At 65.0% G+C, this 14,856-nt stretch carries 14 protein-coding genes; 8 read left to right on the top strand and 6 right to left on the bottom strand.

Annotated elements, in window-relative coordinates; genetic code table 11:
* Nucleotides 1–173: 173 nt before the first annotated feature.
* Both AC0L3S_RS10540 and AC0L3S_RS10545 read right to left on the bottom strand, forming a co-directional pair.
* Nucleotides 174–1,625, bottom strand: coding sequence for a FecR domain-containing protein (locus tag AC0L3S_RS10540; protein ID WP_473279137.1), 1,452 nt, complete (start codon nucleotides 1,623–1,625; stop codon nucleotides 174–176).
* Nucleotides 1,626–1,897: 272 nt separating this feature from the next.
* Nucleotides 1,898–2,677, bottom strand: coding sequence for a DUF2147 domain-containing protein (locus tag AC0L3S_RS10545; RefSeq protein WP_473262951.1), 780 nt, complete (start codon nucleotides 2,675–2,677; stop codon nucleotides 1,898–1,900).
* 609 nt (nucleotides 2,678–3,286) lie between these two features.
* Here AC0L3S_RS10545 and AC0L3S_RS10550 point away from each other — a divergent pair.
* From AC0L3S_RS10550 to AC0L3S_RS10580, 7 genes are all read left to right on the top strand, one after another.
* Nucleotides 3,287–3,715 carry a DUF2147 domain-containing protein gene (locus tag AC0L3S_RS10550; RefSeq protein WP_473279000.1) on the top strand — a complete coding sequence of 143 codons (429 nt, stop codon included), beginning with the start codon at nucleotides 3,287–3,289 and terminating at the stop codon, nucleotides 3,713–3,715.
* Between the two features lie 306 nt (nucleotides 3,716–4,021).
* Nucleotides 4,022–5,212 (top strand): extensin-like domain-containing protein, encoded by a 1,191-nt coding sequence (locus AC0L3S_RS10555; RefSeq protein WP_473279001.1) that lies wholly within the window; start codon nucleotides 4,022–4,024, stop codon nucleotides 5,210–5,212.
* Nucleotides 5,213–5,532: 320 nt separating this feature from the next.
* Nucleotides 5,533–6,831 carry a M20 family metallopeptidase gene (locus AC0L3S_RS10560; RefSeq protein ID WP_473279002.1) on the top strand — a complete coding sequence of 433 codons (1,299 nt, stop codon included), beginning with the start codon at nucleotides 5,533–5,535 and terminating at the stop codon, nucleotides 6,829–6,831.
* Nucleotides 6,828–7,667: an ABC transporter permease gene (locus AC0L3S_RS10565; protein WP_473279003.1), complete on the top strand. Its 840-nt coding sequence runs from the start codon at nucleotides 6,828–6,830 to the stop codon at nucleotides 7,665–7,667. Before AC0L3S_RS10560 ends, AC0L3S_RS10565 begins: the two co-directional genes overlap by 4 nt.
* A 29-nt stretch (nucleotides 7,668–7,696) precedes the next feature.
* Nucleotides 7,697–8,707, top strand: a complete 1,011-nt coding sequence (locus tag AC0L3S_RS10570; RefSeq protein ID WP_473279004.1) for a taurine ABC transporter substrate-binding protein — start codon at nucleotides 7,697–7,699, stop codon at nucleotides 8,705–8,707.
* 62 nt (nucleotides 8,708–8,769) lie between these two features.
* A complete protein-coding gene (locus AC0L3S_RS10575) occupies nucleotides 8,770–10,149 on the top strand; it encodes an amidase family protein (RefSeq protein WP_473279005.1) in 1,380 nt (459 codons plus the stop codon).
* Between the two features lie 47 nt (nucleotides 10,150–10,196).
* The gene (locus AC0L3S_RS10580; protein WP_473279006.1) at nucleotides 10,197–10,925 is read left to right on the top strand and encodes a Crp/Fnr family transcriptional regulator; all 729 of its coding nucleotides are present in this window, start codon (nucleotides 10,197–10,199) and stop codon (nucleotides 10,923–10,925) included.
* 36 nt (nucleotides 10,926–10,961) lie between these two features.
* Here the strand turns inward: AC0L3S_RS10580 and AC0L3S_RS10585 are convergent, their stop codons facing one another.
* The 4 genes from AC0L3S_RS10585 to AC0L3S_RS10600 all read right to left on the bottom strand — a co-directional run bounded on the left by AC0L3S_RS10585 (nucleotide 10,962) and on the right by AC0L3S_RS10600 (nucleotide 13,335).
* Nucleotides 10,962–11,339 carry a response regulator gene (locus AC0L3S_RS10585; RefSeq protein ID WP_473279007.1) on the bottom strand — a complete coding sequence of 126 codons (378 nt, stop codon included), beginning with the start codon at nucleotides 11,337–11,339 and terminating at the stop codon, nucleotides 10,962–10,964.
* Between the two features lie 15 nt (nucleotides 11,340–11,354).
* On the bottom strand, nucleotides 11,355–11,753 hold the full coding sequence (locus AC0L3S_RS10590) for a response regulator (protein ID WP_063996857.1): 399 nt from the start codon (nucleotides 11,751–11,753) through the stop codon (nucleotides 11,355–11,357).
* Between the two features lie 557 nt (nucleotides 11,754–12,310).
* Nucleotides 12,311–12,646 (bottom strand): DUF6665 family protein, encoded by a 336-nt coding sequence (locus AC0L3S_RS10595; RefSeq protein ID WP_473262942.1) that lies wholly within the window; start codon nucleotides 12,644–12,646, stop codon nucleotides 12,311–12,313.
* 53 nt (nucleotides 12,647–12,699) lie between these two features.
* Complete coding sequence (locus AC0L3S_RS10600; protein ID WP_473279008.1) at nucleotides 12,700–13,335, bottom strand: TetR/AcrR family transcriptional regulator; 636 nt, start codon at nucleotides 13,333–13,335, stop codon at nucleotides 12,700–12,702.
* Nucleotides 13,336–13,529: 194 nt separating this feature from the next.
* Between AC0L3S_RS10600 and AC0L3S_RS10605 the strand changes: the two genes are divergently transcribed.
* A complete protein-coding gene (locus tag AC0L3S_RS10605) occupies nucleotides 13,530–14,849 on the top strand; it encodes an HlyD family secretion protein (RefSeq protein WP_473279009.1) in 1,320 nt (439 codons plus the stop codon).
* Nucleotides 14,850–14,856: the final 7 nt, after the last annotated feature.

Below are 14,856 nucleotides of genomic sequence, written 5' to 3' on the forward strand. Positions count from 1 at the left end.
CCTTGGCCGGTGGCCACCGGCCAAGGCGCTAAGTCACTTCCATCGCACAAATGCTGGCCGTGCAGATACAAGGGGTTCTCTCCGCGCACGAATCTGTTGCAGTTGAGTTCGCTGAAGCAACCCCTCATCCGGCGCTTCGCGCCACCTTCTCCCACAAGGGGAGAAGGAAGAAGTCACCGCCGCTCCTTCTCCTTCGGGACCGGCGCTGGCCTTCGCGGCGCTGCGGGGCGTTGTGCGGCGGGGAGGCGTTGCTGGAATCCGCCCGGGCGCTGCAGGCCCGGCTGTTGAACTGCGGGCGGCTGGCCGGGCTGCATGCCGGTGCGCGGAAGTTGCGGCTGCACGTGGGGCTGCTGCTGCGTTCCGCCCGGCTGCGGCGGTACGACTCCGCCGGGCTGCGTCGGAAGCTGCCCACCGCGTTGCGGCCGGGTTTGCGGCGTGCCGTCAAGCTGCGTGCCTTGACCGGCGCGCGGTAGGCCTGCCGGACGTCCCGCGCCTTGCTTCTGGCCTTGTTGCTGCTGACCCTGACCCGCGTGCGGCGTACCGGGCTGCACGGCGCCGCCTTGGCCCTGCCGCTGCGGCGGCTGCGCGCCTTGACGGCCTGGCGTGCCTGGCTGTTGCGTCCCCGGACGGTTGTTCTGGCCGGGCTGACCGTTCGGCCGCTGCGGCTGTTGCGGCTGTTGTCCTGGCGCCGTGTTCGGCCGCAATTGTTGCTGTTGCGGCGGCTGGAACGGCCGCGGAATGCGCGGGCTCGCGGTCGGATTGGCCCGGCGGAAGTCGCGCTGCTCGGTGACGATCTGCCGGCCCGTGGTCTGCGCCAAATGCACCTGGCTGACGAAGCCGCGGTCGCGCGCGATCTGTTGTGGTGCGATCGTGATCGGCACCGCGGCAAACCGCATGACGCCGGCAGCGGCTGCGCCCGGGCGGATCGCAAAACCGCTCGCGCCTTGCGTCAGAGCGCCGAGCCGCGTCCCGCTCGTGCGGTCGTCGACGTCGATGTGTCCGACCCGGCCGTCGGCGTCGGGATAGAGCTTGATGTTGACGTTGTTGGTCTTGTTCGCGGCCGCGCCTTCCGGCACGTCGACGACGCCCGTGGTGCCGCGGATGCCCAGCGTCGCCGTCGGCGTCGTGATCTTCATGTCGCCAGTCTTTGCCACCGCCGCCGCGACGAAGGCGACCGTGCCCTTGCCGATGTCGAAGATGCCTGCGTTGTGCTTGCCGCCATCTTCATAGACGTAAGTGTCGATGGTGATCTTGGCGCTGGCCGAGAGGTTGAACGTGGTGGCGTCGTTGAAGGTGATGCCGAGCGAGGAGTTCGACGAAGTCTGCACGATGTCGTTGAGATAGATGTCGTCGCGCACCCGCAGCGGATAGGAATTTTTGTCCCGGATCACGGTCGCGATGCCCGTCACCGTCGCGACGTTGCCGATCGGCTCGACGGCGGCGGGCTGCGCCTCGGCCGCAGGAGCGGGTGAAGTCGATGGCGTCGGAGAGGGGGCGGGCGACGGCTGCGCTTGTGGCTGCGCCTGCGCAAACTCGATCGCATCGGATGCGAACGCAACGCTCGCGCCAGCCGGCGGCAACGCCAGCAGCACAAGCGCGAACATGAAGCGGCGCCAGGCCACGATAAAATTCACGAGGAGGTTCCGGTGAGAAACGCGAGGCGAGATCGACCGATATCAGCCTGATGCAGGTGAACGGCGGATGAATGTCTATCGCACGGAGGCCGTGAAGGTTCAAACGGTACGCGATGCTAGCTTGTGGCCAAGCCTGTCCATCGTCATGGCCGGGCTTGTCCCGGCCATCCACGCCTTGAAGCGCGGGACCAAGAACGTGGATGCCCGGGACAAGCCCGGGCATGACGAAGAATGTGGATGTGTTGGAGACGACACCTTTGGCTTCAGCTCACGCGCTTCCAGGTCTGGCCGCCGCAGAACATGCCGCCGAAGGCGCAACCCTGCACGCGCATCGCATTCGGGCCCTTCATCGCGATCGTCGAGTCGTAGTTGCGGCCGGAGTCGGGATCGTGGATGCGGCCGCTCCACTTCGCGCCGTCGGGCTTCATGTTGATCAGGATGCGCTCGTTGGTCTTCGCGGCGTAGCCGCAGAGATTGACGCCGCACTGTTCGACGCGAACATTGCCCTTGTTCTCTTCGGTGGCCCAGACGCCGATCGGCGTGTTGGCAGCCGCGACAGGCGCGGCGGGCACCGGGGCCGGAGCAACCGCGACGGGCGCGGGCGCAGCAGCGGGAGCGGGAGCCGCAACGGGCGCGGTCTGCGTCGTGGCGTCGTAGCCGGCGGACGGAGCAGCGGCAACCGTCGTTGCTGGAGCCGTGATGGCGGGCGCTGCCGGTGCGGTCGCCTGCACGGGGGCCTGCTGCACGGGCTGCTGCTGCTGCACCGGAGCCGGCGCGGGCTGCGCGGTCGTGGCCGGAGCCGGGGTGGTGTCGATGTCATCGTCTTTGGAGCCAAGGCCCTTGAGGTTGATGTTGTTCAGCTTGATCGGCTTGTCCGACAGGCCCGGCGCCACGATGGTCACGCAATTGAGCGAGGCGCAGTTGCGCGGCGTCTCGATGCGGATGTGCTGGCCTTCGATCTGGAACGAGAGCGAATTGCCGGCATGCGCGGCGGCGGTGGACGCGAGGAAGAGGGCGGTGGCGGCGATGGTGAGCTTGTTCATGACAACCTCCGAAAAATGTGCGGTCCCGATATGGACTGAAGTCGCGGGTGGATGAAGCGTGGTTCGACCCTACGCCGGCCTGGTCGGACCTTCTGTGATAGACGTCACAACGGCTCGCCGCCGCTCGGTGACGCAGCGCACATTCAGCCGCGATTGCATCTGCGTAACGTCGTCGCCACAGAGAGGGAGGCGCCGATGATGCGGCTTGTGACTTCGCTTGGCACATTGATCGCGCTGATGGCGATTGCGCCCGCAGCGGAAGCCGGCTCGTACGCGTTCTCGATCGGCGGTCATCGATTCCGGGTCGACTCGCCCAGTCATTGCCGATCGGCTTCCTGTCTCTCGGTTTCCTCCCATCGCAGCTTTCGGCCAGACGGCGATACGACACCGGCGCCGGTGCTTCCGCCGCCGCAACCGCTCTATCCCGTGGCTCCGGTCAGGCCGGCGCCAGCCATTGCGGTCGCGCCTCCACTGGCGCCGGCGGCTCCTGTCCTTGCCTTAGCGACGTCGCAGCCAATTGTCTTGCCGCAGGCGCCAAGCTCCAATCCGCCTCGGGTCGAGCTACCGCGGACGGATCCGCCGAAGACCGTCGCGCTCGATCCGCCGCGCATGGAGGCACCCGTCGTCGCGCCGAGGCCGGAGCTCGAGCAGGCCGTGACCAGCCCAGAGCGCGGCGACGACGAACTCGCCTATTTACCGCTCGGCGAGTGGGAGAGCGCAGGCGCCAAGGGCACGGTCCGCATCGAACGCTGTGGACCGGCCCTGTGCGGCTTCGCGGTGACGGAAGCATCGACCCGGGGCGAGAGCGTGCTCGTCAACATGAAGCCGAAAACCCACGACGTCTGGACTGGCAACATCTACAGCCGCTCCAGCGGCAGCACCTATTATGCCACGATGACGCTGAAGAGCTCCGGCAAGCTTCACGTTGAAGCCTGCGCAGTCGGCCATTTCTGGTGTTCCGGAAACGACTGGACGCGAGCCGAAGAGCGGCCGGAGAAGCTGATCACGACGTCGCGGCAGTGGAGCGCGCGGTCGTGAGGGAAGCGTTCGATACTTCCGACTGAAGCCGCTAGATCATGCCGAGCACGATGGCACCAACAAAGGCCATGGCGAGGTACGCGGTGATAACGCTCAGTCTCCCGGCGAACGTCATGATGTCGCTCCCGCTGTCGCGCCGCCTTGCGCGAGAGCGTCATGGTTAACAGAAAGTCGCTTTTCGAAAAAGTCAGCCTTGCTGTCACTCGTCACCGGCAGGGGCTCCTGCCGGCGCGGGCTGACATGGTTAAAGAATACTGAAATCAACACGTTGAAGAGTCTTTAAGTAAATTCACCGAACGTGCGTGCATGACGCGCGGAGTTCGTTTGTATCTCGTCGGCTCCATCGTCCTTGTTTCGTTAGCGGGTTGCGGACGCGGCGTCTTCCAGGCCGAACGTGAACCGTGGCGGGCCGAGGCCGAAGCCGCATGCCTGAAATCGGGCGCGGTGAAAGAAGGGCCGGATCTGGTTCGCATCGACCCGATCTCCGGGCCGGGCATGTGCGGCGCGGAGTTTCCGCTCAAGGTCGCCGCCCTCGGCGAAGCCTCGAGCAGCTACGGCTTTGCCGATGAGGATTTGCGTCCGCCCGGGAGCATCGGCAGCCAGCCGCGCTGGCCGGTGACGCAGCCACGATCGAATTACCCGCAGAGCCAGAACTATCCGCAACGCTCAAACTATCCCGAGACCGCGGTGCGCCAGCCGTCCGGCTATGGCGCTCCGCCCGGCCCAATGCCGTTGAATGCGCCCGGCGTGGCGCAACAGGAAGACGAGATCGACCTGCCGCCCGAGGGCACCGATGCCGCGGGCGCCTCGCGCTACATGAATGCGCCGAGCTATCCGGCACGGCCGGCGCCCTACTCGCAGGCGCCCGCGCAGCAACCGCTGCCGCGGCTCGGTCCGGCGCAGGGCAATCCCGTCACCGCCGTCGGCCCCGTTGCGATCAAGCCGGTTGCGACGCTGGCCTGTCCGATCGTCTCCGAACTCGACCGCTGGCTCGCCGACACCGTGCAGCCCTCGGCGATGCGCTGGTTCGGCACCCGCGTCGCGGAGATCAAGCAGATCTCGGCCTATTCCTGCCGCGGCATGAACGGCAATTCGCATGCCCATATCTCCGAGCACGCCTTCGGCAATGCGCTCGACATCGCCGCCTTCGTGCTCGCCGACGGCCGCCGCGTCACCGTGAAGGATGGCTGGCGCGGCATGCCGGAAGAGCAGGGGTTCCTGCGCGACGTGCAGTCGGGCGCGTGTGTGCATTTCACCACGGTGCTGGCGCCGGGCTCGAACGTCTATCATTACGATCACATCCACGTCGATCTGATGCGCCGCGCCAGCCGTCGCCTGATCTGCCAGCCCGCCGCCGTCTCCGGCGAAGAGGTCGCCGCGCGGGCGGGCGGGCGCAATCCCTATGCGAATGCACGCGATCCCTCCGTGACCGGCTCGCTGGGTACGCGCAAGAGCATGGCGCGCAAACACGAAGAGGACGAGTACGCCGACGATTGAGGATTGCGCATGATCCGTAGCCTGGATGGAGCGAAGCGCAGTCCGGGAAAGGCGTTCCCGCATTCCGCTTCGCTCCATGCGGGCTACGACCCCACGCCGGCCGGGCTCGCGCTGAGCCTTACCTGTTCAGCTGACACCGCGTCTTCGGCAGAGCGCATCTCGGGTGCAAAAATTTGCGCACGCGCAAATCTCACCTAAGTCATTGAAGTCAGAAAGACAATTGTGCTGCTGCGGGCTTTTTCGGCGGTTGGCACGGTCGCTGCAATGAGGAGGCTGCCACGAAGCGGCGCTGCCGGCGCCGTGAGCCAGCGGATCCCGCCATGCAGATGCCTGTCACCCCTCCTTATTCGGATCTCGAACAGCGCGTGCTGTCGCGCATCACGGAGGAGCGCTGGCTTGAACTCGCGTCCGAGCTGATCCGCACCGGCCAGCCCCGTTCCGGCAATCCGCTGGATCCCGATTTGCCGCCTGCCGAGGAAGAGGCGATCTCGATGCTGGTCGCGGGCAAGCTCGAAGCGCTCGGCATGGAAGTCACCAAGCACAGCGCGCAGCCGCACCGGCCGAACGTGCTCGGCGTGCTCAAGGGACGGGACGGCGCCCCCTCGCTCATTCTCAACGACCATCTCGACACCTATCCGGCGGTCGAGCCCGAGAAATGGCACATGACGGATTTCGATCCGTTCAAGGCGACGCGCCATGGCGATCTGCTCTATGCGCGCGGCACGTCCGACACGCGCGGCAACCTCGCTGCATCGTTGCTCGCAGTGCAGGCCCTGACCGAAGCGGGTGTGAAGTTCGATGGCACCCTGATGTGCTGCTACACCGTCGATGAAGAGCGGAACGGCACCGAGGGCTCCATCTACATGCTGAACAAGGTTGGCCTGACCGCCGACTACGAGATCACCGCCGAGCCGACCGCCTGGGGTGACGTCAACACGGACTGGGGCATGAACCTCTCGGTGGCCAATTCCGGCCACTGCCTGATCGAGCTCACCGTTCACGGGATCAAGTCGCACATCTGGCGACCGGACATCAGCGTCAACGCCATCATGGAAGCGGCAAAGCTGTTGCCGAAACTGAAGGACATGGCGTTCACGCATGTCCCCAGCAAGTTCATGGGACATACGCCGCCCTGCTGCGCCGTGGTGCGGATTCGGTCCGGCCTGCCCGGCGAGATGCAGTTCTCGCCGGATGCCTGCACCATCACGCTCGCCGTGGTCGGCATCGTGCCCGGCATGACGCTATCGAGCGTGATTGCGGATATCGAGCGCCTCGGGCGGGACACTTTTGCGGGCGTGAACGACGTCAGGGTCGAGGTGCGCCAGGTGCCCGGCTCGCTGTTCGTCAACGCGACCGAACCGGTGCCGGTCGAGGAGGAGCCCTGCCGCTCCTTGCGCGCGGTTTACCGGCGTCTGATGGGCCGCGAGCCCGGGGTCAACCGCAAGAACGCCTTCAACGACACGATCCGCTTCCGCGAAGCCGGCATCAATGCGGTGACGTTCGGTCCCGGAGAAGACGGCTGGGCCGTCGACAACGAGAACATCTCGATCACCAAGTCGGTGATGGCGACGCGGATCTACGCGCTGACCATCATGCAGATCCTGGGAGTGCGGACATGAGCGTCGAGGCGACCCACATGACGATTCCAATCCCGCCGGATCGCACGCGACGCGGCAGCTTGCGGCTGCGGCTTCCGAAGGTCTCGCGATCGGTGCTGCTCTCGACGCTGACCGTCGCCGTGCTGCTGGCCGGCTGGGCCATCGTCACGGAGATGGGCTGGGCCAACGAGCTGTTCCTGCCGAAGCCGCAGGCGGTCTGGGCCGCGTTCGTCAAGACGATGACGAAGGGTTATCAGGGCGCGACGCTGCTTCAGCATCTCGGCGCAAGCCTCTATCGTATCCTCACGGCCTTCACGCTGGCCTGCCTGATCGGCATCCCGCTCGGCGTCCTCATGGGCGTGTCGCGCAACGCCCGCGCGCTGCTCAATCCGTTGATCGAGTTCTACCGGCCGCTGCCGCCGCTCGGCCTTTATACGCTGCTGGTGATGTGGCTCGGCATCGGTGAGAGCTCGAAGCTGTCGCTGCTGTTTCTTGCCGGTTTGCCGGGCATCGTCATCTCGACGATCCAGGCCGTCACTAGCGTGGACCCGGTCTATGTGCGCGCCGCCCAGTCGCTCGGCGCGACCCGGCGCCACCTGCTCTTCCATATCTATTTGCCGGCGGCGGGACCGCTGATTCTCGCCGGCATGCGCATCTCGCTTGGATTCACCTACACCGTTCTCGTCGCCGCCGAAATCGTCGCGGCCTCCGCCGGCATCGGCTGGATGATCTGGGACGCCGCAAAATTCCTGCTCTCCGACGTTGTGATCATGGGGCTGATCGTGCTCGGCCTGACCGGCGTCGTGCTCGACCTCATGATGCGCGGCATCGCGAAACTGTTGATGCCGTGGGCCTGAATCCAATCCTGATCCTAGGGGAGACCTCCATGATGAAGAGACTGATTGCGACGCTCGCGGTTACCACGCTGGCGCTCACGGCCGCAGTCCGCGCCGAGGACAAGCCGGCGAAGGTGACCGTCGGCTATTTGAACCTCGTCAACGCGCAGCTGGTCACCAAGCATCTTGGCCTGCTCGCCAAGGAGATGCCGGGCGTCGACATCAAATACGTCAAGATCGGCGGCGGCGGCGACATGCTGCGCGCGATCGCCGGCAACGACGTCGACTTCGGCGGCCTCGGCAATCCGCCGACCGCGATCGGCGCGACGCGCGCGCTGCCGATCAAGGGCATCCTGGTGATCAACATGCTCGACTACGTCGAGTCGCTGGTGGTTCGCACCGACAAGAACATCACCTCGCTCAAGGACCTCAAGGGCAAGACGGTGGCCGCGCCGTTCGGCTCCACGACACACTACCTCCTGCTCCAGGCGCTCAAGGACGAGGGTGTCGATCCCGCCTCGATGAAGATTCTGGATCTCGCGCCGTCGGACATCGCGGCGGCCTGGCTTCGCGGCGACATCGACGCGGCCTGGTTCTGGGAGCCGAATCTCGGCAAGGCCGTGAAGAACGGCGGCAAGATCCTCGTCACCTCGGGCGAGATGGCCAAGCGCGGCTATCCAACCTGGGACATCGGCGTCGTCATGAACGCGTTCGCGGAGAAGTATCCGTCCTACGTCGACAAGTTCATCAAGGCGGAATGCGAAGGCATCGACTTCTGGCTGAAGAACCCGGAGAAGACCGCCGAGATCATCGCGGAAGAGCTTTCGCTGCCCATCGAGGACGCGCAGCGAATGATGAAGGGGACCGGAATGATCCCCTGCAACAAGCAGCTCACGGAAGAGTATCTCGGCACGTCCGCGAAGAAGGGCAAGTTTGTCGACACGCTGATCTCGACCGCCGATTTCCTGGTGAAGCAGGAGCGCCTGCCGAAGCTGCTGCCGCGCGCCGACTTCGAAGCCTTCATTCAGCCCGCCTATCTGGAGAAGGTGATCGGCCGCTAGGATCGGTGCCGGCGGGCTTGTCCCGCCGGCGCATTGCCAATTCCCGCAAGCACGTGACCGACATGAATCTCGCCCCTCGTCAACTCCGTGCCGCCTATCGCAGCGGCGAGCTCAAGCCGTCCGATGTTGCCGCGCATGTGTTGTCGCGCCTTGACGACGCCGACCAGAGCGGCGTTTGGATCTCGACGGCAAATCCCGAAGGCGTCATGGCAAGGGCGCGCGCGCTCGATGCCCGCATTGGCGAGATCGGGGAGCTGCCGCTCTACGGTCTCGTGTTCTCGGTCAAGGATTGTATCGACGTGGCCGGCGAGCAGACCACCTCGGCCTGCCCGGAATTCGCCTACACCGCGAAAGACACGAGCCCGGTTGTCGCCGACGCCGTCGCCGCCGGCGCGATCTATCTCGGCAAGACCAATATGGATCAGTTCGCGACCGGCCTCGTCGGCGTGCGCTCGCCCTATGGCATCGCCCGCAACCCGCACAATCCGGACTACATCCCCGGCGGCTCCAGTTCGGGCGCCGCGGTATCGGTCGCGACGGGCACATCGTCCTTTGCGTTCGGCACCGATACCGGCGGATCGGGCAGGGTGCCGGCGTCCTATTGCGGCGTGACCGGCTTCAAGCCGGCGCCCGGCGCCTTCAGTCAGCGCGGCATGGTCTACGCGTGCCGTAGCTTTGATACCATCTCGCTCTACACGCGCGACCCCCGCGATGGCCACGAGATCTATCGCGTGTTGGCGCGGCGCGATGTCGAGGACTGTTTTTCGCCGGAAGCTTTCGCCGGATGGACGGAGCAGGCTCCTCCAGCGCGGCCGCTCAACATCGCAACGACGCGTCCGGATCAGCTCAGCTTCTTCGGCAATGCGGAGACGGAGGCGCTGTTCGGCGACGGGCTTCGCAAGCTGCGGCAGCTCGATCTGTCGGTCGCATCGGTCGACTTCTCGCCGTTCATTTCGGTCAACGATCTGATGTTTTTCGGACCGTTCCTCGCCGAGCGGGACGTCTCGGTCGGCGCGTTCCTCGACGCCAATCCGGAGGCGGGCGTGAAGATCGTGCGCGACCTCGTCCTCGGCAGCCGGAAGTTCACGGCGGCCGACGCCTACCGTGCGCTCTACAAGGTCAAGGAGGTCCAGCGATCGCTGCGCGACTTCTGGCAAGTACACGACGCGCTGGTCGTGCCGACGGTCGGCACCGTGCTGAGCATCGATGACGTTGCGCGCGACCCGCTGACGGCCAACTTCAACAACGGCTATTACACCAATTACGCCAACCCGCTGGGCCTGGCCGCCATCGCCGTTCCGAACGCCGTCACCGCAGCCGGCGTGCCCTATGGCGTCACGTTCCTGGCGCCGGCCGGCCGGGAGCGCCTGCTCACCGATCTGGCTTGCGCTTTCATGGAGGCTTCGGCCGAGCCCGACCATCTGCGCCGCGTTGCAATCTGAGCGGAGACCTCCTAGCCTTCGAGCCGTCACTCGAAGGGAGACCGATCGTGGGGCGCAGCGATGCGCATGAGGTGGCCGATCCAGCTGAGCCGCGCGCCGAACTGCCACGGCCCGGGACCGGACGTTATGTGCTGAAGGCGTTGGACAAGCCCGATCTGGAGCTGGTGATGCGAACCGGCAGGCTCGCGACCTACCAGAACCGCGAATATCTGCTGCGGGAGGGCGAGCCCGCAAATGGCGTCCACATCATCCTGAACGGGATCGTCGAAAGCACCCATGCCGGCACGCAGGGGCGCGAATTGATGCTGTCCACCTGGGAGACCGGCGATTTCGTCGGCGCGCCCTATATCCTCGGCGATCACCGCCACAGCTGGTCGGCCCGCGCGCTCGGGCGGGTCGAAGCACTGCATCTCGACCAGGATGCGGTCCGCCGGTTGATCGCGCAGTCGCCGTCGTTCGCAGTCGCGCTGATCGAGTGTCTCGGCTTCAAGGGCGAGACCTATTCGATGCTGGCGCAGACGCTGGCGGGACAGAAGGCGGCGGAACGGTTGGTGCTGCTCCTGGTCAAGCTGTGCGAGAACGCGGCCCAGGACGAGAGCGGCCCGATCTCGCTCGGCCGCATCACGCAGGCCAATCTCGCGCGCATGATCGGCGCGACGCGCCAGTCGATCAGCCTGATCCTCAGCCGCCTCCAGGACGACGGCATCATCTGGACCGGCCCGACCAAGATGGTCGTCAACGATCTCGCCGCGCTCCGCAAGCAGGTGACCGACTAGGCGTGTACTCATACGATACCAGGCCGGCGCAATCGGCTAGATCGGCGCCAGGCTTTTGCTCGGCACTTGCGACAGTGCTGCATCAATGGCGGTTTGCAACTCTGCCAACAAGCAAGGCTTTGTCACAACTGGAGTGCCCCTGAATGCATCCGGCACTCCCGACGATCCGTATCCGCTCACGAAGAAAAAGGGCTTGCCTCGTCCCGCAAGTGCCGAGGCGATTGGCTCGATGGTGTCGCCGCCGAGATTGATGTCCAGGATCGCGAGATCGAACTCAGCATCCGTCGCTAGAACGGCACCTTTGGCGACGTTACCCGCTTCCGCAACAACTGAATGACCCGCCTCTTCAATCATCTCAACCAACATCATTCGGATGAGGGCTTCATCTTCGATGAGGAGAACTGAAGCAGACACGGATCTCGCCGTCTCTCAGGCGGGGCCCGTCTGCTGCGAGGCCGCGTTCAGGAGCTGAGAAACAGCCGAAACGACTTGCGCAGGCGCAAATGGTTTCTGAAGCAGAATGCTGTTTGGTACACCGAGTACCGGCCACTTATCGGCCGCGCCGCCTGTCATGTAAACCACGGGAAAGTGCGGGTCGATCTCACGGGCGGCTCTCGCGACTTCCCAGCCGTCAAGGCGACCCAGCAGATTGACGTCGGTGACGAGAGCTCGGTAAGGCTGACCACCCTTCAGAAGCGTGACGGCTTCCTCGCCCGTTTTCACGGTCGCGATTTGAAAGCCTCCCTCCGAGAGAGCCTCTTCGACGATAAGTTGGATCGTATCCTCGTCTTCGATCAACAGAATGGATGGAAGTTCCGTGGTGTTCACATCTTCCCCCTGCTTCACCCGCAACGTTACAAAGTGCACACAAGGGTCTTTGTTCCATTCACGGAACGCGAAAAGCGAACCAATTCAAGCGACACCCGGCACTCAGACTAGTACGTGCCATTCCGCCTGCGGCACCAATTCCTCTTCGAAATTTAATGCAGGAACATTCCTGCCATTGCCAAGTTTTCCCGATACCCTTCCCCAAGGGTGACCCCAATGGCCCCAGCTCATGCCCCCCAAGCCCCCCCCCGCGAGCTGGGGCCTATTTTTCCCTGCACTTGAGCTGATGCCGGGAAGAGCAGCCACTTCTTAAGTTGAGGATTATTCGCGCCCACGCCTCGACGACGTGTTGCCGACACACGGAGGACCTCAGCTGGTCTAGCCCCGAGTTGTGGTCCTTTTATCAGGCTCGTGCACTGTTATACCGAACTCGGAACGAATATTCGGCGCTTGAATCATTCCAAGTCAGCTAAGTGTCGGATGCCCCATCGTGTCGCGCTTCAACCAGCAGCTCACTGAGTGCACGCCCAAGCGCCGGGCACCGTAGCAAATCATTCTCACGCCGACTTGGACGGTGCCGGGACCAGGCCCATGCACAGCTGCACCTCGGCCGGGACATTGTAGGTTCGCATGATGTGCCGGCTGTCGCGCAGGCCGGTCGCCTCACGTTGCACCACGAACATCCAGAGCGCGTGGCCGGCTTCCATCACCAGCTTGCGCCTGGCTGGCTGCATCGAGGCCGGCACCTCGGGGAGGGCGTGGGCGGCGTCGAACTCGCGCAGGCGCGTCAGCGCCTGTTCGAGCGTGCGGCCCATCCGTCCGAGCGCGGAGGCCTGTTCCTGGACAATCTCGTAATGGAGGATATCGACCGGCGGGCGGAGATCACGGGACATGAGCTCAAATATAATGCTGCCGGAACGGCCTGCAACGCAGGCCCGGCTTGCCGCTACTTCGCCCGATACGCCGCCAGGAACATCCGCGTCGCGCTGTCGACGACTTCGCTCATGCGCTCTTCCGACGGCGCAGGTGCGGCCTGGAAGACGAAGGGCAGGAACAGCGTGGCCTTGCACAGTTCCATGAACTGCGACGCCGCCAGATCGCAATCGTCGATCGCGAGATCGCCGGAGGCGACATGAGTGTTGAGATAGTCGGAGAGGCGGTTGATGGATTTGTCCAGCACCCGCGCATAGTAGCGGCGGCCGAGATCGGGCATGCGCTCGGCGATCGCCATCACGGTGCGGATCGCGGATCCGCCGCCGGGCCGGCACAGCAGACGGTTGTAGGCCCGGCCGAAATCCTTCAGCGTGGTTTCAACATCGCGCGCGGGATCGAAATTGAACGCGACCTGCCCGTGCTGGAGCGCCTCCTGCTCGAGGATGGCTTCGAACAGCGCGCACTTGTCCGCGAAGTAGACGTAAAGCGTCCCCTTCGAGACCTGCGCCGCGCGGGCGATCTCGCCCATGCTGGCACCGTCAAACCCGAGATCCATGAACACCTTGCGGGCCCCGTCCAGGATCTGGCGGCGTTTGGAGCTGTCCTCCTCCTGGATGACGTGCACATGTTCGCGGCCGGCTACAACCATTGGTTCAGTGTCTCGGAAGGTTTTTGCATCGGTCCAGGATCATGAAACCGAAATAAAGGATTCGGGCCAGTAGGGTCCAACCGGGAATATTATCTATATTGACCGAACCGTTCGGTCAATGATATTTGGGATATGTGAGAGGGAACCGGCCGTGGGGCGGTTGTCCCTCATCGCGCTTTTTTGGGGAGGCCTCCATGGCCGTAGTGAGAGACCAGGCTGCGCGCGTCCTTCGCCCGGACGCCGTGGAGACGCCGACGCCCGCGGGTGGTGACGCTGCCACTGAGACGTCTGTGGCTCTCGCCGAGCAGTTGCGCTCTCATGTGGCCGAGGAAACCAAGCGCCGTCCCAGCGAGGCGCCGGAGAAGCCCGTGACCGACAAGCCGGCCGCAGCCCCAGACGCGCCCGCCGCCGCCGGCGCGCCGAAGTCCGGCAAGCGCAAATTCGTGATGATGGGAGTAGGGCTGGTGCTGGCGCTCGCGGCCGCGAGCTATGCCGGCTATTATACGCTGATCGGCCGCTTCTATGTCGCGACCGACGACGCCTATGTCCGCGCCAACAACACCATGCTGGGCGCGCGCGTTGCCGGCCACGTCTCCTCGATCCTCGCCGGCGACAACACGACGGTGCGCGCCGGCGACATCGTCTTTCGTATCGACGACGGCGACTACAAGATCGCGGTCGACGCCGCCGCGACCAGGATCGCGACCCAGCAGGCCACCATCGATCGCATCGGCCGCCAGGTCGCGGCGCTCGACAGCCAGGTCGCACAGGCCAAGGCGCAGCTCGTCTCCGCCGAAGCCGGCCTCAAGCGCGCCGACCTCGATTATGAGCGCCAGCAGGCGTTGAGCAACAAGGGTTTTGCCTCGCGCGCCACCTTCGAGAGCTCCGAAGCCGGACGCGACCAGGGCGCCGCCGCGGTCAAGGCTGCGCAGGCCGCCTACGATGTCGCGCTCAGCAATGTCGACGTCGCCAAGGCGCAGCAGGCCGAAGCGCAGGCGCAGCTCGCCGAGCTCAAGACCACGCTCGCCAAGGCCGAGCGCGATCTCGCCTTCACCGCGGTGCGCGCGCCGATCGACGGCACGTTCTCGAACCGCCTCGTCAGTGCCGGCGACTTCGTCGCGGTGGGCCAGCGGCTCGGCAATGTCGTGCCGCTCGACAACGTCTATATCGACGCCAATTTCAAGGAGACCCAGCTCAAGCGCATCCGCCCCGGCCAGCCGGTGACGATCAAGGTCGATGCCTACGGCATGCGCAAGTTCTCCGGCGTCGTCGACAGCATCGCGGCGGGCGCGGGCTCGGTATTCACGCTGCTGCCGCCCGACAACGCCACCGGCAACTTCACCAAGATCGTGCAGCGCGTGCCGGTCCGCATCCGCGTGCCGAAGTCGGTCGCAAAGCAAAACCTGCTCCGTGCCGGAATGTCGGTCACTGCGACCGTCGACACCAACAAGGGCGCGGCCGACGCCGACAGCGAGGTCGATCTCGACGACGCCACCATGATCCATCCGCAGTAGCGCGCCT

The organism is Bradyrhizobium sp. Ken01 (assembly GCF_055807355.1).

Bases quoted from the DNA above. Each gene is read 5' to 3' on its own strand.
- AC0L3S_RS10575 (WP_473279005.1), top strand. From the start codon at position 8,770: ATGAATCTCGCCCCTCGTCAACTCCGTGCCGCCTATCGCAGCGGCGAG.
- AC0L3S_RS10560 (WP_473279002.1), top strand. From the start codon at position 5,533: ATGCAGATGCCTGTCACCCCTCCTTATTCGGATCTCGAACAGCGCGTG.
- AC0L3S_RS10595 (WP_473262942.1), bottom strand. From the start codon at position 12,646: ATGTCCCGTGATCTCCGCCCGCCGGTCGATATCCTCCATTACGAGATT.
- AC0L3S_RS10545 (WP_473262951.1), bottom strand. From the start codon at position 2,677: ATGAACAAGCTCACCATCGCCGCCACCGCCCTCTTCCTCGCGTCCACC.
- AC0L3S_RS10605 (WP_473279009.1), top strand. From the start codon at position 13,530: ATGGCCGTAGTGAGAGACCAGGCTGCGCGCGTCCTTCGCCCGGACGCC.
- AC0L3S_RS10555 (WP_473279001.1), top strand. From the start codon at position 4,022: ATGACGCGCGGAGTTCGTTTGTATCTCGTCGGCTCCATCGTCCTTGTT.
- AC0L3S_RS10565 (WP_473279003.1), top strand. From the start codon at position 6,828: ATGAGCGTCGAGGCGACCCACATGACGATTCCAATCCCGCCGGATCGC.
- AC0L3S_RS10570 (WP_473279004.1), top strand. From the start codon at position 7,697: ATGATGAAGAGACTGATTGCGACGCTCGCGGTTACCACGCTGGCGCTC.
- AC0L3S_RS10600 (WP_473279008.1), bottom strand. From the start codon at position 13,335: ATGGTTGTAGCCGGCCGCGAACATGTGCACGTCATCCAGGAGGAGGAC.
- AC0L3S_RS10550 (WP_473279000.1), top strand. From the start codon at position 3,287: ATGGAGGCACCCGTCGTCGCGCCGAGGCCGGAGCTCGAGCAGGCCGTG.